Source organism: Pararhizobium polonicum (assembly GCF_001687365.1).
Taxonomy (GTDB): domain Bacteria; phylum Pseudomonadota; class Alphaproteobacteria; order Rhizobiales; family Rhizobiaceae; genus Pararhizobium; species Pararhizobium polonicum.
The window spans coordinates 498,961-520,993 of the sequence record NZ_LGLV01000005.1 but is presented as its reverse complement, the minus strand read 5'-3'; the positions used below and the strand labels follow the sequence as shown (position 1 = coordinate 520,993).

The window sequence follows — 22,033 nt, the reverse complement described above, 5'->3', positions numbered from 1 at the left end:
ATTACTTCCTCTTTGCCTTCTTGTCCGCACCGTGACCGTAATAGGTCCGGGTCGGAGAGAATTCACCGAACTTGTGGCCGATCATGTCTTCGTTGACACTGACCGGAACATGCTTGCTGCCGTTGTAGACGCCGAACGTGAGACCGACGAACTGCGGCAGGATGGTGGAGCGACGGCTCCACATCTTGATCACTTCGTTACGACCGCCTTCACGAACCTTCTCAGCCTTCTTGAGAAGATAGCCGTCAACAAACGGACCTTTCCATACTGAACGAGTCATTGGAGACTTCCTCTCTTACTTCTTACGCTGATGACGCGAGCGCATGATGAACTTGTCGGTCGACTTGTTCGAACGTGTGCGCTTGCCCTTGGTGGGCTTGCCCCAAGGAGACACCGGATGACGACCACCCGAGGTGCGGCCTTCACCACCGCCGTGCGGATGGTCAACAGGGTTCATGACGACGCCGCGAACATGCGGACGCTTGCCACGCCACACCGAACGACCGGCCTTGCCGTCGTTGATGTTGCCGTGATCGGGGTTGGAAACTGCACCGACCGTTGCCAGGCAGGAGCCGTGTACCAGGCGCTGTTCGCCGGAGGACAGGCGAAGGATCGCCATGCCCTGGTCGCGACCGACCAGCTGGACGTAGGCGCCGGCGGAGCGAGCGATCTGCCCACCCTTGCCCGGCTTCATCTCGACGTTGTGAACGATCGAACCAACCGGCATGTACTGAAGCGGCATGGTGTTGCCCGGCTTCACGTCAACCTGCTTTTCCGAGGCGATCACCTTGTCACCGGCAGCAAGACGCTGCGGAGCGATGATGTAGGCCTGCTGACCGTCCGCATAGGAAATCAGCGCGATGAACGCTGTGCGGTTCGGGTCGTATTCGAGACGCACGACCGTGCCTTCAACGTCGAACTTGCGACGCTTGAAGTCGATCAGACGGTAGGTCCGCTTGTGACCGCCACCCTGGAAACGCACCGTGATGCGACCGGTGTTGTTGCGGCCGCCCTTGGAGGACAGGCCTTCCGTCAGCGACTTGACCGGCTTGCCCTTGTGCAGGCCGGACCGGTCGACGATGACCAGCTGACGCTGGCTCGGGGTGGTCGGATTGAAACTTTTCAATGCCATTGTTCTATTCCTCAGAGTCCGGTGGAGACGTCGATGGTCTGACCGTCAGCGAGCGTGACGATAGCCTTCTTGACGTCCTTTTGCCGGCCAGCGAAGCCGCGGAAGCGCTTCAGCTTGCCCTTGCGGACCAGCGTGTTCACAGCCGTAACCTTGACGCCGAACAGAGCTTCGATTGCAGCCTTGATTTCGGGCTTCGACGCATCCTTGGCGACGTTGAAAATGATCTGGTTCTGTTCAGAAACCAGCGTCGACTTTTCGGTGATCGAAGGAGAAACGATCACATCGTAGTGGCGAAGATCAGTCATTTGAACCGCTCCTCAAGAGCTTCAACTGCAGCTTTGGACAGGACGAGCTTGCCGCGGCGCAGAATATCGTAAACGTTGATGCCCTGAACCGGCAGAACGTCCACATTCGGGATGTTCTGGGCTGCGAGCTTGAAGTTGCTGTCGAGTTCGGCGCCGCCGATGAACAGCACGTTGGTCAGGCCGAGCGTTGCGAATGCGCCGGTCAGCGTCTTCGTCTTGGCTTCGGCAGCAACCAGGCTGTCAACGATGATCAGCTCTTCGGCACGCAGCTTTGCGGACAGCGCATGGCGCAGGCCGAGGGCACGTACCTTCTTCGGCAGGTCATGAGCGTGGCTGCGAACAACCGGGCCATGAGCCTTACCACCGCCGCGGAACTGCGGAGCGCGAGCCGAATGGTGACGAGCGCGGCCCGTACCCTTCTGCTTGAACATCTTGGCGCCGGTGCGCGAAACTTCCGCGCGGCCCTTGGCCTTGTGCGTGCCCTGCTGCTTCTTGGCAAGCTGCCAGCGAACGACGCGGGCAATGATATCTTCGCGAGGCTCGAGACCGAAAATCGCGTCGGACAGGGAAACCTTGCCGGCCTCTTTGCCCTCGAGTGTGGTGACGTTGAGATCCATGATCTGGCCCCCTTACTTGGCTGCGCGCACAGCGGCAGGACGCGGAGCGTCAGCCGGAGTGCCGGACTTGATGGCGTCGCGAACGACGATCCATGCGCCCTTGGAGCCGGGTACGGCGCCCTTGACGAGGATCAGACCGCGGTCTTCATCGGTGGAGACCACTTCCAGGTTCTGGGTGGTGATGCGCGTCTGACCCATGTGGCCAGCCATGCGCTTACCCTTCCAGACGCGGCCCGGATCCTGGTTGGAACCAGTCGAACCATGCGAACGGTGCGATACGGACACGCCGTGCGTTGCACGCAGACCGCCGAAGTTGTGGCGCTTCATGGCACCGGCAAAACCCTTACCGGACGATGTACCGGTAACGTCGACCAGCTGGCCGGCGACGAAATGGTTTGCGGTGAGCTCAGCGCCGACATCGATCAGATTGTCCGACGAAACGCGGAACTCAACGACCTTGGCCTTCGGCTCTACGTTGGCGGCAGCGAACTGACCACGCAACGGCTTGCTCGTGTTCTTGACCTTGGACTGGCCTGCACCGAGCTGAACTGCGGTGTAGCCATTCTTGTCTTCCGTGCGGTGGGCAACGACTTGTACGTTTTCCATCCGCAATACTGTAACCGGGATATGCTCACCAGCGTCGTTATAGACGCGGGTCATCCCAACTTTCTGTGCAATCACACCTGAACGCATTGGTTCATTCCTCTTAAGAGTTAGCGACGGGGCAAACCCCGTTGCATCTCTGGTTTAAGGTCTCCCCTTTTTCATCCGATCCAGCAGGATCATCCGATCGAAGGGTCGCCCGTTTTTGGAAGCCGTTGAGCCGAAGCCCACGTACCTTCCTTGTTTTTAAAGCTTGATTTCCACGTCTACGCCGGCAGCCAGGTCGAGCTTCATCAGCGCGTCAACGGTCTGCGGAGTAGGATCGACGATATCGAGGAGGCGCTTGTGGGTACGCATTTCGAACTGTTCGCGGCTCTTCTTGTCCACGTGGGGCGAGCGGTTGACAGTAAACTTTTCAATCCGCGTCGGAAGCGGCACCGGACCACGAACCGAAGCGCCTGTGCGCTTGGCCGTCGAAACGATTTCCCGCGTGGAGGCATCAAGAATCCGGTGATCAAACGCCTTGAGGCGGATACGGATATTCTGGCCGTTCATTCGAGTTATCCTTGTTGTTGTTAAGCGGAATGCCCCAGATGAGGCAATTCGTCATTCGTTTCCGGGTGCTGATGCTTCAAAGAGCACAAAGAGCAAATCACTCTCTGTCCGTTTCTGCAATTCGACCCGCCACATATACGGAATCGGCGTCCGACACAATGACCGAACGCCTACGGAAGCACGATTTTTTCGCGCTTCCGTTAATTCGAGAGGCATACGATTTTACCCGCATGCTTCGACCAACAAATTGATCGAGGAAGCGGCGCCTATGACGCGCCGCTTCCCAACCGAGTAAATTACTCGACGATGGACGCTACGATGCCGGCGCCGACGGTACGGCCGCCTTCGCGGATTGCGAAGCGCAGCTTTTCTTCCATGGCGATCGGAACGATCAGCTCGACGGCAACGGTGACGTTGTCGCCAGGCATAACCATTTCCGTGCCTTCAGGAAGCGACACGATGCCCGTCACGTCCGTCGTGCGGAAGTAGAACTGCGGACGGTAGTTGGTGAAGAACGGCGTATGACGGCCGCCTTCTTCCTTCGTCAGGATGTAGGCTTCGGCCATGAACTTCTTGTGCGGCTTGACCGAACCCGGCTTGCACAGGATCTGGCCACGCTCGACGCCGTCACGGGTAACGCCGCGAACCAGCGCGCCGATGTTGTCGCCAGCCTGGCCCTGATCGAGCAGCTTGCGGAACATTTCAACGCCGGTAACCGTCGTCTTCGAGGTCGCGCGGATGCCGACGATCTCGACTTCTTCGCCAACCTTGACGATGCCACGCTCGACGCGGCCGGTCACGACCGTACCACGGCCCGAGATCGAGAACACGTCTTCGATCGGCATCAGGAACGGCAGGTTGATCGGACGCTCAGGCGTCGGGATGTAGGCGTCAACAGCAGCCATCAGTTCGCGGATCGCGTCTTCGCCGATCTTCTTGTCCGAATCTTCAAGAGCAGCCAGAGCCGAACCCTTGATGATCGGGATGTCGTCGCCCGGGAAGTCGTACATCGACAGAAGTTCGCGAACTTCAAGCTCAACGAGCTCCAGCAGTTCGGCGTCGTCGACCTGGTCGACCTTGTTGAGGAACACGACGATTGCCGGAACGCCAACCTGACGGGCAAGCAGGATGTGCTCGCGGGTCTGCGGCATCGGGCCGTCGGCAGCCGAGCAAACCAGGATCGCGCCGTCCATCTGGGCAGCACCGGTGATCATGTTCTTGACGTAGTCGGCGTGGCCGGGGCAGTCGACGTGCGCATAGTGACGGGCAGGCGTCTCATATTCGACGTGCGCCGTCGAAATGGTGATACCACGCGCCTTTTCTTCCGGAGCGGCATCGATCTGGTCGTATGCCTTGAACTCGCCGAAATACTTCGTGATCGCTGCCGTCAGCGACGTCTTGCCATGGTCAACGTGGCCGATCGTGCCAATGTTAACGTGCGGCTTGTTGCGCTCAAATTTGCTCTTTGCCATGGGGTCAAGTTTCCTGTGATCAATGAGAATGCACCATACCGGCGGCGCCGGTTTGGGGAGGCGTTTAAGGGTTTCGGAAGAATTGCGCAAGACTTAATTGTTTTGCGCGTCGCCAAGCCCTCGGCCCGTTTCTGAGGCCTATGTGGGGATCGCCGGGCGCAATTCCAATACCAACGCTTGCGAACGCTAAAATCGCGACAAATCAAAGACTTGCAGCGACGCAGTGCGGGAAACCGATGAACCTGATGATAATTTTGAGCTTTGCTGGAGCGGGTAGCGGGAATCGAACCCGCGTATTCAGCTTGGAAGGCTGCTGCTCTACCATTGAGCTATACCCGCGGGTCACGATCCGTCTGACAGAATGGTGGAGGGAGTTGGATTTGAACCAACGTAGGCTGAGCCAACGGATTTACAGTCCGTCCCCTTTAACCACTCGGGCATCCCTCCATTATTCTGTCGGGATCATGCGACCAAGCATTTCAGATCGAAGCGTTGTCTGCCGGGGCAAGTCAGCCCTTCAATCTGCGCCGGGTATATGACGGCCCCGTTTCGTCCTGTCAACACGGGGTCTCAGAAAAAGTTGCGAAATTCGCCATAAAGATCGCCGGCGGCCGATTTCGCGAAAAACGGTTCCACGCGCGCCCTATCCTCAGTATAAGACGCGCATGAGCAAAGATAATCCGGGCGACAAGAACGCCAAAGACACCCATTACGCCACTCTGCGCCGCGCCCACCGCGATGGACGACGCGAACGCGGCGAGATTCCGACGCCTGTCCAGGACAAGCGGAAGAAGAGCGCCGCCGCGGACTGGAAAGCCCCCCAGCTGGCACCCGACCAGGTGCAGCTTTACGGCATCCACACGGTGCGCGCAGCGCTCGACAATCCCGAGCGCAAGATCACCAAGCTTTCGGTGACACAGAATGCCTTGATCCGGCTGGAAACCGGGCCTATCGAAGAACTCGGTTTCCCCGTCGAGATCGTCACGCCGCAGGACCTCGACAAGATTCTCGGACCCGACGCCATCCACCAGGGCGCAATGCTGGAAACCGTGCCCCTGCCCGCCCGCCGGCTGTCGGCTTTGAAAGACAGCCCGCTGATTCTGGTTCTCGATCAGGTCACCGATCCGCACAACGTCGGCGCCATCATGCGCTCGGCCGTCGCCTTCAATGCCGGCGCGCTGATCACGACGCAGCGCCACAGCCCGACCGAATCGGGTGTAATGGCCAAATCCGCTTCCGGTGCGCTGGAAATGATCCCCTATATCCAGATCACCAACCTGGCCGATGCGCTGGAAGAACTGCACAAGCTCGGCTTCGTCTCGATCGGGCTTGATTCGGAAGGTCCCGCACCGCTCGAACAGACGCTGTCGGGCGAGAAGATCGCCCTTGTGCTCGGCGCCGAAGGCAAGGGATTGCGGCAGAAGACACGCCAGACCGTCAACGCGCTCGCCCGCCTCGACATGCCGGGCGCCATCAAATCGCTGAACGTGTCGAACGCCGCCGCCATCGCCATGTATGCGGCACGCGGTCATCTGACCAAGGCCTGAGCGACAACTACTGCGTCAACGGCAGTACGGCCACCGACAATCGCGCTTCGGGGCACTCGTCCCGGAGCTTGCGCCATGTCATGACGTTGAGTTCTTTTTCGCAACGCGCCAGATAGGCGATATCGCCCACGCGGATACAGGTGGTCTGGCCCAGTTCAAGCTTCGAACCATCCCGGTTTCGGCAGGTGCACATCGCGTCGGCCGCCAGCGACATACCGGGAGAGGTTCCGGCAAAGACCGAAACAAGCGCGATCATCAAAAATGCCGGAACGCTTTTCATAAGCGAAGTGTAATACAAAAAAGCAGGCAGTCCAGCCCTCACAGGAATCCCGGCGCCGGACTGGCCTGCAGGCCACTGCCCTGCCGGATCAGGCCTTCTTCAGGAACTCGGTACGCAGCACCAGCCCCTTAATCTTCGCATGGCGGCATTCGACCTCATCGGGATCACCGGTCAGGTGAATGCCCTTGATCATCGTGCCGCGTTTCAAGGTCTCGGAGGTCCCCTTAACCTTCAGGTCCTTGATCAAAGTGACATTGTCGCCCTCGACGAGAATCGTGCCGTTGCTGTCCCTGACATCCGTCATTTTCGTTCCAATCCGTATGCTATCGGCCCGAAGGCTCTTGGCCCGGGCTCTACCGCCTCGCGCCGGGCCTGTCCAGCCTGCGACGGACGAAAGGCCGGCCTCCATCCCGAAGACGGCAGGCGCCGGTTTATCCGGTTTTCAGACACAGAAAAGCCGGACACATGTCGTGCCCGGCTTTCAGCTCTGTCAACCCGCGAGAATGTTCAGGCGGCGATATCGAAATGACCGCGGTCGGCAATGGCCTTTTCGGCAACGGTGATCGCCGCTTCCTTCGAATCCGGGCTGATGGACAGACCTTCGGCGCGAACGAACTCGACATTGGTGATGCCGATGAAGCCGAACACCGTGCTCAGGTAAGTTTCCTGATGGTCCATGGCGCTGATCGGGGACGTGCCGGAATAATGACCGCCTCGGGTCGAAGCGACGATGACCTTCTTGCCCTTGGCCAGGCCTTCGACGCCGGACTCGGTATAGCGGAAGGTGGTGCCGGCAACGAGAATGCGGTCGATCCAGGTCTTCAGCTGGCTCGGAATGGCGAAATTGTACATCGGTGCGCCGACGACGATGACATCAGCCGCCAGGAATTCAGCGAGCGAGGCGCGGCCGGCATCGAGTTCGGAAACCAGCGCCGCATCCAGACCTTCCGGATTGGCGGATGCCGCCATCAGATGCGAGCCGTTCAGATGCGCCAGCGGCTGGGCGGCGAGATCGCGGTAGGTGACGCTGTCATCCGGGCGCTCGGCCTTGATCCGCGCGACGATCGATGCCGTCAGGCGGCGGGAGACGGAATGATCTCCGAGAATACCGGAGTCGATTTGGAGAATGTTCATGATGGCACCTTCGAATGGGGTTGCGTGGTCTTGGGGTGCATCACATATGAATTTAAAACAATCAGCCGATAAGCCAGCCCTTTTTCGACAGCATGTTTCCTGATAGAAACAATGGAGCGATCGGCCTTGAACGAAACGAAGGTGTAACATGCAGGACCTGAACGATATCGCGCTGTTTGCAGCCGTCGTGAAGCACAAGGGATTTTCCGCGGCTGCGCGCGCTCTCAACATTCCGAAATCCAAACTCAGCAAGCATGTCGCGCGGCTCGAACAGCAATTGGACGTCCGCCTGCTGGAGCGCTCGACCCGCAAACTGCGCGTCACCGAGATCGGCCAGGCTTTCTATGAGCGTTGCGAAACGATCCTTGCAGGCGTCGACGCTGCCGAAGCAGTGGTCGCCGCGGCCAAGAGCGAGCCCTCCGGCATCGTCCGCCTCGCCTGCCCGATCGGCTTTACCCCCATGGTCGGCGCGATCCTGCCCGCCTTTCACCGGCGTTATCCGGAGGTCAGGCTGCTGATCACCACCACCAACCGCCGGATCGATCTGGTCGAGGAACGCATCGATATCGCACTTCGGGCACGTCATCATCTGGATTCCGACAACAATCTGATCGTGCGCAAGCTGGGCGAAGCCCGCCAGTTTCTCGCCGCCAGCCCGGCGCTGATGGCGCGGATCGGCAATGTGACGATCGATACGCTCGACAAAATGCCGACGCTATCGATGAACGAGCAGCATCTCTCCGATACCTGGCAGCTGAACCATGTTGACGGAACGAAGCGGGACATTCCCCACCAGCCGATCATCGGCTGCGGCGATTTCGGCATCCTCGAGCGTGCGGCAATCGAAGGGGTGGGAATTGCACTGCTGCCGGATCATATCTGCGGCCGGGGATTTCGCACCGGCGTCCTGATGCCGGTGCTGCCCGAATGGTCCTCGGACGCCACCATCGCCCATCTGGTCTTTACGTCACGCCACGGCATGCTGCCCTCGGTTCGCGCGCTGATCGATTTCCTCGCCGACAATCTGCCCGGGGCAATGTCGCGCTGCACGGAAATAGACCCACCGGCGGCGATGCTGGAAGCGGCGGAATAAACGGCACCTCTCCGGCTGGCGGGGCTATGATGACGGGCGTTTCAAACGACCGAATCAGGGCCGGCAGGCGGAAAGGACAATTATGACGCGGCAACGGCGGCGGTACATCATTCGCAGGCGGCGAACCACCATCGGTATCGTTCTTGTCGCCGCAATCTCGTTTCTTGCTGGCATGACCGATGCCGCCGGCCTGCTGATTGCGGGCAGCTTCGTCTCCTTCATGAGCGGCAACACCACCCGCGCCGCCGTCGCGCTGAGCGATGGGAAACCGGCCTACGCGATCATCCTGCTGGGTGCGCTTTTGATGTTCGTCGCCGGCAACGCGCTCGGCACCATCATTGCCCACAATGCCGCCCGGCGCGCTTTCCGCGTCCTCATCACGGTAACCCTTATCCTGGTGTTTTCCGCTGCGATCAGCGGCCCGGATTTCGCGACGCTTCAATTCTACGGGATCGTGCTTGCCATGGGGCTCGTCAATGCCGCCGTCGACCATATCGACGGATTGCCGATCGGACTGACCTATGTGACGGGCGCCCTTTCCCGCTTCGGCAAGGGGATCGGCAGCTGGATCGTCGGCACGCCGCGGTCGGCGTGGGGCCTTCAAATCGTTCCGTGGATCGGAATGGCGACCGGCGGCGTCTGTGGCGCCTTTCTCGAGCGGGCGATGGGGAGTGATGTGCTCTGGCTGATCTGCGCCCTCTCGGCCATGCTCACACTGCTCGCCTTCTTCATTCCACCGCGCTTCCAGCGACGGCTCGCCCACCGGTCAACGCCCCAGCCGGTGAAAGCCCATTGAAAACTGCCCGTGTGACGTCCCCTTCAAATCCGGCAGCCTGCAAAACCTGCGTCATCATCCCCTGCAGAAAGGCGGGAAAAGCATATCAAAAACTGCATTTTCACTTTACACAGGATGAGAATATGCTAACTCCCTGCCGCAAGTGCTGCCCTTATAGCTCAGTTGGTAGAGCACCTGATTTGTAATCAGGGGGTCCCGGGTTCGAGTCCTGGTGGGGGCACCATTTTTCCTTGTTCAATCCCTTCCTGTATTTCGGCATATGCGAAACTTCGTGGATAATTGATGCCGTGCGTTGGCGCGAAGCGCGTCAGGCCTTCCGAATTGGCATGGCTATTCGTATATCCAGTTGCTATGCCATATGAGCGGAATTGAATGCCGGGAGGCTCGATACCGCCGATCGGTGCGAAACGGGGAATGACAAACGATGTCGGCAGGCGTTCTGGCTGCGAGCGGCGGTGTTAAACAGGTAATCTGCATCAGTTGGGGGACAAAATACGGAGCCCCGTTTATCAATCGGCTCTATGCGATGGTGGCGCGCAACATCACGCCGCCCTTCACCTTCACCTGCTTTACCGACAACCGCGATGGTCTGCGCCCGGAAATCCTTCTGGAGGACTTGCCGCCGCTGGATGTGGAAAAGATGCCGGTCAATACCAAGGGCATCTGGCCCAAGGCGCGGCTGTGGGGGCCGACATTGGGCAGCCTTACCGGCCCGGTCCTGTTCCTGGACCTCGATCTGGTGATCGTGGGCTCCCTTGACGCTTTCTTCGAAGCGGGGGGGCCGGACGACGTGATGATCGCGCGGAACCAGACCACCCCCTTCGAGCGGCTCGGCCAGACCTCGCTGTTCCGGTTTCCGGTTGGCAAGCTCGTTCCCCTGCTGGAGAAATTCCGGGCCGATCCACAGGCTGTTGCCGACAAGTATCAGTTCGAACAGCGCTTCGTGACCCGCAACGCCCCCGGCGGGGTGACGTTTTTCCCGCGCCGCTGGGTCCTGCATTTCAAACAGGATTGCCGCTGGCCGATTCCGTTGAATTATTTTCTGCCGCCGCGTCTTCCGTCCGACGCGCGGGTCATCCTGTTCCCGCGCAATTTTTTTCCGCAGCACGCGATCGACGGGCAATTCGGCTTGAAGGGGCGTGTCGCGACACCGCTCGAGCACATCCGCGGGGTCTTCGACCCCGCCCGGCGGAAGGGAAAAGCACCGCTGCGCTACCTTCGTCAATATATTCTCCCAACTCCATGGGTGGCCGACCATTGGCGGGAATGACCGTTTCGCGGGGCTGTGCCGTGGCTCTTCCAAAGCCATGCTCCGTATTGGGGGGCGCTTCGGGCCGCAATCTTCCCTTTCGCACCGGGATCTTTTGTGCATGATAATATCTGTATTGTCAGCCGCGACGCCTTCTGTCGGACGTCCTGACGGACCATAGTCCGGGTCTTCCCGTGTGGGGTGGCCCAGCCCATAAACAGACAGGCATTTCATGGCTCGCACGTTCAAAACCATCGCTTTCGCCGCGTCCGCCACGGACGAAGCCCAGAAGGCTGCGGACGAACTGATCGCGCTCTACGGCCAGGAAGATCCTGACGAAGCGGATGTGATCGTCGCACTTGGCGGCGACGGCTTCATGCTGCAGACGCTGCACCGGACGATGAATTCCGGCAAGCTGGTCTATGGCATGAATCGCGGCTCGATCGGTTTCCTGATGAACCGCTACAGCGTCGAGAATCTGCGCGAGCGGCTGGCGGCGGCCGTCGAGAATACGTTCCGGCCGCTTGAGATGCAGACCGTCGATACGGACGGCAACCACTTCCGGGCGCTTGCCATCAATGAGGTCTATCTGTTTCGCCAGTCCTACCAGGCGGCCAAGCTCCGGGTCGTCGTCGATGGCCGGGTTCGGCTTGAGGAATTGATCTGCGACGGCGTGCTGCTCTCCACGCCGGCCGGCTCGACAGCCTACAATCTCTCTGCCCACGGGCCCATCCTGCCGCTCGAGGCGCCGCTCCTGGCCCTGACGCCCGTCAGCCCGTTCCGGCCGCGCCGCTGGCGCGGTGCGCTGCTGCCCAACAAGGTCACCGTCGATATCGACATTCTCGAATCCGACAAGCGCCCGGTCAATGCGGTGGCTGATCATGTCGAGGTCAAATCAGTGGCCAAGGTCCGCATTGCCGAATCGGAAAACATCACGGCGCATATCCTTTCCGATCCCGACTATTCCTGGTCGGACCGCATTCTGGCGGAGCAATTCTCCAACTAGACACGCCCGCTCCCCGCCGCTCTTTTCCGCATTCCCTTGAACTGGAATCGATTTCGGCCGAAAATCGTACCGAAATCCGCTATCTTGTGCTGCCCGCGAGGAATGCGGGCAGCACAAGATCCGGCTTCCCAGTGATCTCACCAAGGCAGAGACGATGCCCCACATTCGACGTTACAGTACGGCCGGCACGTCGCCTGACCACCGGATGGCCTCGCGAACGGCCGCCGCTCCAGGCCGGCCCGCAGCCCTTTCTATCTCCCATCGAGCTGCCCGCTCCCTGGCTGCCGGCTGGCTGGTCTTGATGCTTACCACCGCATCTCCGGCCCGCGCGGACGACACTGTACTCATGCCAGATAATATCATTTTCGTGACCAGCACCGGCTATTGGGAAGAAAGCGGCGATCCGCCGAACGTGCTCGATCCGAGCGGCGGCAAGACGGCCGACACTCCGTCGGCACAGAATTCACCGGCACAGCGCGGCTACTACAAGCTCGTCGCCGTGCGTCAGCCCGAGGGCAACGCGCATATTTTTCTGCAGCAGGTCGCCCTTGAGGCGGCAGGCCCGAAAGTGATCTCCTCGGCGGAACTGGAGGAATTTTCCGCGATGAAGGCCTATGTCACCGACATCCGGCCTGAAACATCCGATGGTGTTTCCAGTCAGCCGGGGCTGTTTGCGACGGTCTATCTGAAGACGGATCCGGCCGCGCCGGAGCCGGAGACCTGGACCGTGCTGATCGACGATGTCGGCGATATCCAGGTCGAGCGCGCAACGAACTGACCGGCAGCACCCAAGCACCCAAACAAAAAGCCGGGCGATCGATGTCACCCGGCTTTGTCGCATTAGAGAATGTCAGCCCCGGTCTCAGGCCAGATCGTCGACCACGGCATCGGCGCCGCCATTGACGCGGTGGGCGAGTGCCGCTTCCATGAACTCGTTGAGATCACCGTCAAGCACATCGTCCGGAGCGGTGCTCGCCACCCCGGTGCGCAGGTCCTTGACCAGCTGGTAGGGCTGCAGCACGTAGGAACGGATCTGGTGTCCCCAGCCGATATCGCTCTTGGACGCGGCTTCGGCATTGGCTGCCTCTTCCCGCTTCTTCAGTTCCGCCTCGTAGAGACGGGCGCGCAGCATGTCCCAGGCCTTGGCCTTGTTCTTGTGCTGCGAGCGCTCCTGCTGGCACTGCACGACGATGCCGGACGGCATGTGCGTGATACGCACGGCCGAATCGGTCGTGTTGACGTGCTGGCCGCCAGCGCCGGACGAGCGGTAGGTGTCGATGCGGCAATCGCTCTCGTTGATGTCGATCTGGATCGAATCGTCGATCACCGGATAGACCCAGATGGACGAGAACGAGGTATGACGGCGGGCATTGCTGTCGAACGGCGAAATCCGCACCAGGCGATGGACGCCCGATTCGGTCTTCAGCCAGCCATAGGCATTGTGCCCCTTGACCAGCAGCGTCGCGGACTTGATGCCCGCTTCTTCGCCGTCATGGACTTCCATGAGCTCGACCTTGTAGCCCTGGCGTTCGGCCCAGCGGGTATACATGCGCAGAAGGATGTTCGCCCAGTCCTGGCTCTCGGTGCCGCCGGCACCGGAATGGACTTCCAGATAGGTGTCGTTGCCGTCGGCTTCGCCCGACAGCATGGCTTCCACCTGGCGGCGGGCCGCTTCGGTTCGCAGCACGCGCAACGCGTCTTCGGCTTCCTTGACGATATCGGCATCGCCCTCTTCCTCACCCAACTCGATGAGATCGATGGCGTCCTGCATCTGCTGCTCGAAAGCCCGCACGCTGTTGATGCCGTCGTCGAGATGCTGGCGCTCGCGCATCAGCTTCTGTGCTTCGGCCGCATCGTTCCAGAGGGTCGGATCCTCTGACTTGTTGTTCAACCAGTCCAGTCGTCTTACCGCCTGATCCCAGTCAAAGATGCCTCCTCAGCAGGCTTATGGCCTGCTTGATTTCGTCGACAATATTCTCGATTTCAGTCCGCATTGTCCTGCTTCTTGCTCGGATGGAATGTGCGCCGTGAATAACGACGCCCGCCGGTTATGTAAAGACCGGCAGGCGTCGGGAAAGGCGATGGATGAAAGGTTCCGCTGCTCTCGATTAAAACAACCCGCTCGAACCGCGGTTGATCGCGTCGTTTGCCTGCGGCGAAGCCTTCAGGATGTCTTCCGGCGGGATATACTGGTCGGCGCCGCCGATGACCGAGAAGGTATCGGCCGGGCCGGTTCCCGGTTTGAAGGCTTCGATGATCGTGTCCGGGTCGCCGTCGGCTGCCGCCATGCCGGTCCGGCGGTTGACGGGGATCAGGCTCATGCCTTCCGGTACGACGAACTTGACCGGGCGTGTGCCCTGCATCGCCGCCTGCATGAAGTCGTTGAACACGGGAGCCGCGAGACCGCCGCCGGTCGCACCGCGCCCCATCGGCGCCGGGCTGTCGAAACCGAGATAAAGGCCGGCCACCATGTCCGGCGTATAACCGACGAACCAGGCGTCCTTCTCATCGTTGGTCGTGCCGGTCTTGCCGGCAACCGGACGGTCCAGCTTGACCTTGCCGGCAGCCGTACCGCGCTGGATGACACCTTCCATCATCGAGGTGATCTGGTAGGCGGTCATCGGATCGAGGACCTGCTCGCGGTTGTCGGTGAGAACCGGCTCCTCCTGATCTTCCCAATCGGCGGCATTGCAATTGTCGCAGGTCCGCTCCTCGTGACGGAAGATCGTCTTGCCGTAGCGGTCCTGGATCCGGTCGATCATCGACGGCTTGATCTGCTTGCCGCCGTTGGCAAGCACGGCATAGGCAGACACCATGCGCAGAACCGTCGTTTCGCCCGAGCCGAGAGACATGGCCAGCACCGGCAGCATCTTGTCGTAGATGCCGAAGCGTTCGGCATATTCGGCAACGAGGTTCATGCCCATGTCGTTGGCAAGCCGCACGGTCATCAGATTGCGCGATTTTTCGATGCCGAGGCGCAGGGTCGATGGACCGGCCGTACCGCCGCCATAGTTTTCCGGACGCCAGACCTGGCCGCCGGTGACAAGCTCGAAGGGTGCGTCGAGAATGACGGATGCGGGCGTATAGCCGTTGTCGAGCGCTGCCGCATAGACGAATGGCTTGAAGGACGATCCCGGTTGGCGCATCGCCTGCGTCGCGCGGTTGAACTCGGACTGGCTGTAGGAGAAGCCGCCAGCCATGGCCAGCACGCGGCCGGTCTGCGGATCCATGGCGACCAGGCCGCCCTGCACTTTCGGCGGCTGGCGCAGGCGATATTCGCCGGACTGCGCGGTCGCCTCGACATAAATGACATCGCCGGGACCGACGACGCCTTCCGGCGACTTCGCCGACTTGCGGTCTGCGGCCGACGAGCGATAGGCCCATTGCATGTTCTTTGCGGAGATATGTCCGGTCAGGCGATCGGGGCCAACCTTGCCGGCGCCATCCTTGTCCGGCTGGATGCCGATGTCGGCACCGCTGTCGTTGACCGAGAGTACGACCGCGAGCTTCCATTCGGGAACGTCGGAGAGCGCCTCGAGCTTGCCGAGCGGCTCGCCCCAGTCGCCGCCGATTTCGATCGTCTTGAGGGCACCATGGAAACCACGGCGTTCATCATAGGAGACCAGTGCATTCTGGAGTGCCCGGCGCGCATCCACCTGCAGCTTGGGGTCGAGCGACGTGCGAACGGACAGGCCACCCTCGTAAAGGGCGTTGTCGCCATAGCGCTGGATGATCTGGCGGCGAACCTCTTCGGCGAAATAATCCGACGCGAACAGATGCGAGCCGCCGCGGCGGACGCTGACGCCGAGCGGCTGCTTCTTGGCATCCTCGCCGTCACTCTTGGTGACATAGCCATTCTCGACCATCCGGTCGATGACCCAGTTGCGGCGCTCAAGCGCGGCCTTTTCGCGGCGGAAGGGATGATAGTTCGACGGTCCCTTCGGCAGCGCGGCCAGATAGGCCGTCTCTGCGATCGTCAGTTCCGTCACGGACTTGTCGAAATAGGTGAGTGCTGCGCCTGCGATGCCATAGGAGTTCAGGCCGAAGAAAATCTCGTTGAGATAGAGTTCGAGAATCCGGTCCTTGCTGTAGGCCTGCTCGATGCGGAACGAAAGGATCGCTTCCTTGACCTTGCGGTCGATCGTCTGGTCGGCGGAAAGCAGGAAGTTCTTGGCAACCTGCTGCGTGATCGTCGAGGCGCCGACCGGGCGGCGGCCGGAGCCGAAATTCTGCAGGTTGACGAAGATGGCGCGGCCAAGGCCGGTGATATCGACGCCGGGATGCTGATAGAAGTTCTTGTCTTCGGCGGAGATGAAGGCGGCCTTGACGCGATCCGGAATGGCCTGGATCGGCAGATAGAGGCGGCGCTCGCGCGCATATTCGGCCATCAGCGCGCCGTTGCCGGCATGCACGCGCGTCGTTACCGGCGGCGCATAGCTGTTGAGAACCTCATAGTCTGGCAAATCCTTGGTCACGTGGCCGAGGTAGATGGCCGCGGCCGCGGCAACGCCGAGCACCAGAAATGCGCCAATGCCGAAGAAATATCCAATCAGTCTGATCATCAGCCAGATACCGGTACCTTGTTGTCGTTTCTCTGTGCGGAGCACACGTTCCGGTGGGGCCTAACCCGCACCTCGCCCGAATGCAATCACGCCGACGAATTAAACCGCAAATGAAGCCGCGGCCGGATCGCCGGCCACACCTCTTGCGCGTTACGCGTTTACGACCGGTCACCCTGTTTTCGGATCACCCATCGCCAATTCAGGTTTCCGGATAGCGACCGGATTGTGAGTAAAATAGGGCTTGCGGCGTATTAAACACATGCCATCCCGTTGAAAACGATATCGCTGTTACCCCGGCGACACAAATCACAACAGGCGTTATTGCCTGTCAAAACCCGGAAATGACGACAGGAAACGGCCATAAAAGCCGCGTTCAGCCGCCATTCGCCACCGCTCCGCCGCGATAATTGCGCACGGCAACAGCCAGAAGACCCGCGACCTTGCGGCGCCAGGCCGGATCGACAAGCAGCTTCTCGTCCTCCTTGTTGGACAAAAAGCCGAGCTCGAGCAGAATCGACGGCACGTCGGGCGCCTGTAAAACCCTGAAGCCGGCATACCGGTGCGGATTGTTGATCAGGTTGATCTGCCCCTCGAAGGAGGAGACGACGGAGCGGGCCAGATTGACCGAGAAGGCCTGCGTTTCGCGGCGCGTCAGATCGATGAGAATACCGGCAACCTCGGCCGGCTCGCTCTTGAAGGCGACGCCGGCAATCTCGTCGGACAGGTTTTCGCGTTCGGCAAGATTGGCGGCCAGATGGTCGGATGCCTTGTCGGAAATGGTGTAGACGGTGGCGCCGCGAATGTCGCGCTGCTTCAGCGTATCGGCATGAATGGAGATGAACAGGTTGGCGCCGTGTTGCCGGGCGATCTGCACCCGCTCCGGCAAGGACAGGAATTCGTCCTTGTCCCGTGTCAGGAATGCCTTGATGCCGCTCTCCTTGTTCAGTGTCTCGACCAGTTCGCCGGCGAAGGCGAGCGTGACGTTCTTTTCTTCCATCTTGGTATCGCTGCCGATCGCGCCGGTATCGATCCCGCCGTGTCCGGCATCGACAGCGACGACGAACGAGCCCGCGGCCGCAGGCTCGACCAGGCGGTCGGTTTTCGTTGATGTGACCGTGCCGGTCCATTTCTGCTCTTCGAGAAGAGCGGAAAAACGCTCCTCGGTCACCCGCTCCGCATCGAGCACCAGGCGAAATCCCTTGCCACCCTCGTCAGCCTTGACGTCGGCGACAGTAATTGCCACCGGCTTTTTCGCCGTCAGGACGATCCGCGAGCTGCCGGCCCCCATGGCGCCATAGCGGATTTCCGTAAACAGCCCCCTCGCCTGCAGGTCTTCGGGCTTCAATCCGAATGACGTCTCCGGCAGATCGACGATGACGCGGGCGGGATTGGCGACGTAATGGACGAAGAACACCGGTTTGCGATCAAACTCGATCACCACTCTGGTACGGCCGTCATCGCCGGCAATCCGCGCGCCATAGGCCAGCAACGGCGCATCCGCGCTGTGGGCGCTCAACGTGGAACACAGCAGGAAAAAGCCAAGCAGGCATCGCCGCATCATCGCAGATAGGATCAAATCCGCTTCCCCCTGTCGCCGGCGCTTGCTGCCGGCGTTTCATCGGACGCCCGATAACACATCATTGATAATCCGGAAGCATCGCCCCGTTTCAAGGCATGGCCAACACGCATGACGAACTGCCGCTTGGACTATCCATGACGCCATATGGTTAACCGAACCTTGCCTGCCGCGCCCAAGCGACGTCCGCAGTGCTCTTTCAACGCAAGAAATACGCATCGCAGCAGCCCGGAACGGGCACCCCGGCAGTACACACCCCGACAAGCGAATCAATCAATATTATGGCCGTTCCGGCTTTTCCCTTGCCATTGTGACATAGAAAACATAAAAGCTTCAGTGGGAGAAAGTGTTGACGGGATAGAATCGACGACCGGCAGCCAAAGGGTTTTTCAAAGCCCTGGCGCCAGAGCGTGATCGGGACGGGTAAAACCGCTTCAACGCAGATCATGTTCGGACAAGCAGTCGCGCTTCATCCGCCGTCGCTCCACTTTTTCCTCGTATGCTGAATCGTGAAATTCCGGCGGTGGCCGGAGCGTTTATGGTGACGATCACCGAAGGCCCGTGACCGGGCACATTCATCGGGCCTTCAGGGCCTAGTACATTGGCATTCTTGTTTGGTCATTGACGTTGTCCCAGCAGTATCGGTCAGAAGTAAACAGGCCCCGGAACGAGATCGTTCCGGCTGCCGTCTGGCTGTTGGACCATCTCCCCGACCTCACAGGAACATTCACATCCGGCGATCAACCTGAGCTGTATGGAAAGTCTCCTTCGGGACGCTATTTTCCTGCCGCTTCACGGGTACGCCGAGGAGCACCACCTACATGGCAGAGAAAATGCTTATCGATGCGTCTCACGCTGAAGAGACGCGCGTCGTTGTCGTCCGCGGAAACCGCATAGAAGAATTCGACTTCGAATCCGAACACAAGAAGCAGATCCGCGGCAATATCTATCTCGCGAAAGTGACGCGCGTGGAGCCGTCGCTGCAGGCCGCCTTCGTCGATTACGGCGGCAATCGCCACGGCTTCCTGGCCTTCGCCGAAATCCATCCCGACTATTACCAGATCCCGCTCGCCGACCGGCAGGCCCTGCTGAGGCAGGAAGCCGAGGAAGCGCGCCGCGACGACGACATCGAGCATGTCGAGACCGGCACGGACCTCGGCCCGGATTCCGAAGACGAAACCGTCGAAACAACGCATGAAAACGTTGTCGAGGTTATCGAGGCCGCACCTGAGCCGGTCGAGGCGGTGGAAGCTGCCGTGCAGGCTGAGGAAAAGCCGAAAGCCAAGCCGAAGCGCCCGCGCCGGACCAAGAAGGCCGCAGCCGAGGTTGCCGAAACGGCCGCTGACGCCGATGGCGAAGAAAGCTCCGGCGGCGAAATGGCCGCGATGGTCGATACCGACAGCATTTCGGAAGACACGCGCGGCGGACGCCGCGGCCACGATGACGACGATGATGACGATGGTCATCACGAAGAAAAGGAAGTCATCGAATCCGTCGGCGCCGAAGACGCTATGGAAGAAGTGCCGGACCGGCAGGTCAACCGCCGCCCGCGCAAGCAGTACCGCATCCAGGAAGTCATCAAGCGCCGGCAGATCCTGCTGGTGCAGGTGGCCAAGGAAGAACGCGGCAACAAGGGCGCGGCGCTGACCACCTACCTGTCGCTCGCCGGCCGCTATTCGGTTCTGATGCCGAACACGGCGCGCGGTGGCGGCATTTCCCGCAAGATCACCAATCTGCCGGACCGCAAGCGCCTGAAGGAAATCGCCCGCGCGCTCGACGTGCCGCAGGGCATGGGCGTCATCCTGCGCACCGCCGGTGCCAACCGCACCAAGGTCGAGGTCAAGCGCGACTTCGAATACCTGATGCGCCTGTGGGAAAACGTCCGCACGCTGACTTTGTCTTCGACCGCGCCCTGCCTCGTCTATGAGGAAGGCAGCCTGATCAAGCGCTCGATCCGCGACCTTTACAATAAGGACATCAGCGAGATCATCGTTGCGGGCGAAGAAGGCTACAAGGAAGCCAAGGCTTTCATGAAGATGCTGATGCCGAGCCACGCCAAGGTGGTTCAGCCCTACCGCGACGTGCACCCGATCTTCTCGCGCTCGGGCATCGAAGCCCAGCTCGACCGCATGCTGGTGCCGCAGGTAACGCTGAAGTCCGGCGGCTATATCATCATCAACCAGACCGAAGCGCTGGTGGCGATCGACGTCAACTCCGGCCGCTCGACCCGCGAGCACTCGATCGAGGACACGGCCCTCCAGACCAACCTGGAAGCCGCCGAAGAAGTCGCCCGCCAGCTGCGTCTGCGCGACCTTGCCGGCCTCGTGGTCGTCGACTTCATCGACATGGAAGAGAAGCGCAACAACCGCTCGGTCGAAAAGCGCCTCAAGGATCACCTCAAGAACGACCGCGCCCGTATCCAGGTCGGCCGCATCTCGCATTTCGGCCTGCTCGAAATGTCGCGTCAGCGCATCCGGGCATCCGTGCTCGAAAGCACGATGCAGACCTGCCCGCATTGCAACGGCACGGGCAATATCCGTTCGCAGTCCTCCGTCGCCCTGCATGTCCTGCGCGGCGTTGAAGAATATCTGCTGAAGAACACCACGCACGACATCACCGTGCGCACGACGCCGGATATCGCGCTCTACCTGCTCAACCACAAGCGCGGCACGATCGTTGATTACGAGGAACGTTTCGGCGTCCAGATCATCATCGAAGCCGATGCCCATGTCGGCGCGCAGCATTTTGCCATCGATCGTGGCGAAGCCGTTGAAAACCCGGTCAAGATCGACCAGATCATCCAGTTCGAGCCTGAAATCGATGAAGACGATGATATCGTCATCGAAGAGGATATCGAAGACGACGAAGAAGTCGTGACGGAAGCCAAGCCGGAACGCGCCGAGCGGGCCGAGCGCAGCGAACGCGCCCCTGCCGAGCAGAGTGACGAACAGGGCAACCGCAAGCGCAAGCGCCGCCGGCGTCGGCGTGGTGGCCGCCCGGGTGGCGAGCAGGGTGCCGAAGCCGGTGCGCGTTCCGAGGATACATCCGATGAGGATGGCGATGAGGACGAAGCCGACGACGTTGCAGCACAGGCCGTTTCCGAAGATGCACAGGATGCAGGCCTGAGCGAAGAAGAACGCCAGAAGCGCAAGCGCCGCCGCCGTGGCAAGCGCGGTGGCCGCCGCAACCGTCCGGACGAGGCAGAAGGTGAAAACCTGGCAGCCGATGGCGAAGCCGCAGGTGAAGAAGCCTCGGCCGATGCACCGGAAGCCGAAGCTGTTGCTGCCGCTCCAGCCGAGACCGTTGTTGCTGTCGAGGAAGTCGCTGAAGCCCCGGTTGTTGCCGAGGAAGAGGTGAAGCCTGCCAAGCCGAAGCGCAGCCGCAAGAAGGCCGTAGCCGCCGTCGAAGTGGCCGTTGCCGAGGAAGCGCCTGCCGCGACCGCCGATGCGGAAGCCCAGGCTGCTGTTGAAGCAAAGCCGGAAACGGTTGCCGTCGTCGAAGAACCAGCCGTCGAAGCGGCTGCCGCAGACCTCGATGCAACGAAGCCGGTCCGTGCCAACCGCGATATCGACACGATCGCCAGCGAACCGGTGGTCAAGTCCTCCACCGTCAAGAAGGACGATGGCGACGGCGAACCGGCAAAGCCCAAGAAGGGCGGCTGGTGGCAAAAGCGCGGCTTCTTCTGAGCCGCATCTGAAAACCGACACATTGAAAAACCGGCCAAGCGATTGGCCGGTTTTTTCGTTTTGAAACCTGTTCCGTCAGGAACTGTGAAAACACCACGGCTGCGGCAAAATGCATTCGCTGGACGGGATGGGCTCGCCCAGCGCCAGCCAGAGGAGGCAATCATGCGACGTTTCCTTATCGCAGCCGCGCTCGTCGCCATTCCAACGATATCGTTTGCGACAGCATCACAGGCCGACGGCAGGAGCCGCCAGCGCTACAATGACTTTTACTACAGCAGTTATGACACGGCCTTTGAACCGGTTTGTGTGGCCAGGACAGTCCGCAAGACGGACGAGCGCGGCAACCCCGTCATCAGGAAGATTCGAACCTGCCGCTAAGGCAATTGGTTCGACATTATGCTGCAGGCGTGCGCGTCCGGT

At 60.6% G+C, this 22,033-nt stretch carries 21 protein-coding genes and 3 tRNA genes; 9 read left to right on the top strand and 15 right to left on the bottom strand.

The window, feature by feature from the left end; all coding sequences use genetic code 11:
* Position 1 precedes the first annotated feature (1 nt).
* The 9 genes from rpsS to ADU59_RS08365 all read right to left on the bottom strand — a co-directional run bounded on the left by rpsS (position 2) and on the right by ADU59_RS08365 (position 5,131).
* The gene (gene rpsS, locus ADU59_RS08405; protein ID WP_037100590.1) at positions 2–280 is read right to left on the bottom strand and encodes a 30S ribosomal protein S19; all 279 of its coding nucleotides are present in this window, start codon (positions 278–280) and stop codon (positions 2–4) included.
* Positions 281–295: 15 nt separating this feature from the next.
* Positions 296–1,132: a 50S ribosomal protein L2 gene (gene rplB / locus ADU59_RS08400; RefSeq protein WP_068953548.1), complete on the bottom strand. Its 837-nt coding sequence runs from the start codon at positions 1,130–1,132 to the stop codon at positions 296–298.
* An 11-nt stretch (positions 1,133–1,143) separates the two neighbouring features.
* A complete protein-coding gene (locus tag ADU59_RS08395; RefSeq protein ID WP_056335759.1) occupies positions 1,144–1,437 on the bottom strand; it encodes a 50S ribosomal protein L23 in 294 nt (97 codons plus the stop codon).
* Positions 1,434–2,054 (bottom strand): 50S ribosomal protein L4, encoded by a 621-nt coding sequence (rplD, locus tag ADU59_RS08390; RefSeq protein ID WP_068953546.1) that lies wholly within the window; start codon positions 2,052–2,054, stop codon positions 1,434–1,436. Before rplD ends, ADU59_RS08395 begins: the two co-directional genes overlap by 4 nt.
* 12 nt (positions 2,055–2,066) lie before the next feature.
* A complete protein-coding gene (rplC, locus tag ADU59_RS08385) occupies positions 2,067–2,747 on the bottom strand; it encodes a 50S ribosomal protein L3 (protein ID WP_068953544.1) in 681 nt (226 codons plus the stop codon).
* A 156-nt stretch (positions 2,748–2,903) separates the two neighbouring features.
* Complete coding sequence (gene rpsJ, locus ADU59_RS08380; protein WP_003507767.1) at positions 2,904–3,212, bottom strand: 30S ribosomal protein S10; 309 nt, start codon at positions 3,210–3,212, stop codon at positions 2,904–2,906.
* A 296-nt stretch (positions 3,213–3,508) separates the two neighbouring features.
* Positions 3,509–4,684: an elongation factor Tu gene (gene tuf / locus ADU59_RS08375; protein ID WP_068953542.1), complete on the bottom strand. Its 1,176-nt coding sequence runs from the start codon at positions 4,682–4,684 to the stop codon at positions 3,509–3,511.
* 265 nt (positions 4,685–4,949) lie between these two features.
* A tRNA-Gly gene (locus ADU59_RS08370) sits at positions 4,950–5,023 on the bottom strand.
* Positions 5,024–5,046: 23 nt separating this feature from the next.
* Positions 5,047–5,131, bottom strand: a tRNA-Tyr gene (locus tag ADU59_RS08365).
* Between the two features lie 218 nt (positions 5,132–5,349).
* Here ADU59_RS08365 and ADU59_RS08360 point away from each other — a divergent pair.
* Positions 5,350–6,231 (top strand): TrmH family RNA methyltransferase, encoded by an 882-nt coding sequence (locus ADU59_RS08360; protein WP_068953540.1) that lies wholly within the window; start codon positions 5,350–5,352, stop codon positions 6,229–6,231.
* Positions 6,232–6,238: 7 nt separating this feature from the next.
* Here ADU59_RS08360 and ADU59_RS08355 read toward each other — a convergent pair whose 3' ends face one another.
* The 3 genes from ADU59_RS08355 to ADU59_RS08345 all read right to left on the bottom strand — a co-directional run bounded on the left by ADU59_RS08355 (position 6,239) and on the right by ADU59_RS08345 (position 7,645).
* Positions 6,239–6,487 carry a hypothetical protein gene (locus ADU59_RS08355; protein ID WP_425332003.1) on the bottom strand — a complete coding sequence of 83 codons (249 nt, stop codon included), beginning with the start codon at positions 6,485–6,487 and terminating at the stop codon, positions 6,239–6,241.
* A gap of 112 nt (positions 6,488–6,599) precedes the next feature.
* Entirely contained in the window at positions 6,600–6,815 is a 216-nt protein-coding gene (locus ADU59_RS08350) for an alkylphosphonate utilization protein (RefSeq protein ID WP_037169534.1), read from the bottom strand.
* Positions 6,816–7,018: 203 nt separating this feature from the next.
* Positions 7,019–7,645: an FMN-dependent NADH-azoreductase gene (locus ADU59_RS08345; RefSeq protein ID WP_068953536.1), complete on the bottom strand. Its 627-nt coding sequence runs from the start codon at positions 7,643–7,645 to the stop codon at positions 7,019–7,021.
* Between the two features lie 148 nt (positions 7,646–7,793).
* On the opposite strand from ADU59_RS08345, the gene ADU59_RS08340 reads away from it, so the two are divergent.
* The 6 genes from ADU59_RS08340 (at position 7,794) to ADU59_RS08315 (ending at position 12,567) form a co-directional block, all read left to right on the top strand.
* Positions 7,794–8,738: a LysR family transcriptional regulator gene (locus tag ADU59_RS08340; protein ID WP_068953534.1), complete on the top strand. Its 945-nt coding sequence runs from the start codon at positions 7,794–7,796 to the stop codon at positions 8,736–8,738.
* A gap of 82 nt (positions 8,739–8,820) precedes the next feature.
* Positions 8,821–9,534, top strand: coding sequence for a YoaK family protein (locus tag ADU59_RS08335; RefSeq protein WP_068953532.1), 714 nt, complete (start codon positions 8,821–8,823; stop codon positions 9,532–9,534).
* A gap of 147 nt (positions 9,535–9,681) precedes the next feature.
* Positions 9,682–9,757 (top strand) — tRNA-Thr (locus ADU59_RS08330).
* 201 nt (positions 9,758–9,958) lie between these two features.
* The gene (locus ADU59_RS08325; protein ID WP_068953530.1) at positions 9,959–10,804 is read left to right on the top strand and encodes a glycosyl transferase; all 846 of its coding nucleotides are present in this window, start codon (positions 9,959–9,961) and stop codon (positions 10,802–10,804) included.
* Between the two features lie 211 nt (positions 10,805–11,015).
* On the top strand, positions 11,016–11,789 hold the full coding sequence (locus ADU59_RS08320) for an NAD kinase (protein WP_068953528.1): 774 nt from the start codon (positions 11,016–11,018) through the stop codon (positions 11,787–11,789).
* A gap of 301 nt (positions 11,790–12,090) precedes the next feature.
* On the top strand, positions 12,091–12,567 hold the full coding sequence (locus tag ADU59_RS08315) for a hypothetical protein (protein WP_068953761.1): 477 nt from the start codon (positions 12,091–12,093) through the stop codon (positions 12,565–12,567).
* An 84-nt stretch (positions 12,568–12,651) separates the two neighbouring features.
* Here the strand turns inward: ADU59_RS08315 and prfB are convergent.
* From prfB to ADU59_RS08300, 3 genes are all read right to left on the bottom strand, one after another.
* Positions 12,652–13,783, bottom strand: a protein-coding gene (gene prfB / locus ADU59_RS08310; protein WP_099050774.1) for a peptide chain release factor 2 whose coding sequence is annotated in 2 segments (ribosomal slippage) — positions 12,652–13,713 and positions 13,715–13,783 — 1,131 coding nt in all. Because the reading frame shifts where the segments join, the coding sequence is not laid out codon by codon here.
* Positions 13,784–13,897: 114 nt separating this feature from the next.
* On the bottom strand, positions 13,898–16,351 hold the full coding sequence (locus ADU59_RS08305; protein ID WP_068953524.1) for a penicillin-binding protein 1A: 2,454 nt from the start codon (positions 16,349–16,351) through the stop codon (positions 13,898–13,900).
* Between the two features lie 373 nt (positions 16,352–16,724).
* On the bottom strand, positions 16,725–17,912 hold the full coding sequence (locus ADU59_RS08300; RefSeq protein WP_068953522.1) for an N-acetylmuramoyl-L-alanine amidase: 1,188 nt from the start codon (positions 17,910–17,912) through the stop codon (positions 16,725–16,727).
* Positions 17,913–18,748: 836 nt separating this feature from the next.
* Between ADU59_RS08300 and ADU59_RS08295 the strand changes: the two genes are divergently transcribed.
* Together ADU59_RS08295 and ADU59_RS08290 are read left to right on the top strand one after the other, a co-directional pair.
* On the top strand, positions 18,749–21,613 hold the full coding sequence (locus ADU59_RS08295; RefSeq protein WP_068953520.1) for an Rne/Rng family ribonuclease: 2,865 nt from the start codon (positions 18,749–18,751) through the stop codon (positions 21,611–21,613).
* Positions 21,614–21,775: 162 nt separating this feature from the next.
* Positions 21,776–21,991 (top strand): hypothetical protein, encoded by a 216-nt coding sequence (locus tag ADU59_RS08290; protein ID WP_068953518.1) that lies wholly within the window; start codon positions 21,776–21,778, stop codon positions 21,989–21,991.
* Positions 21,992–22,033: the final 42 nt, after the last annotated feature.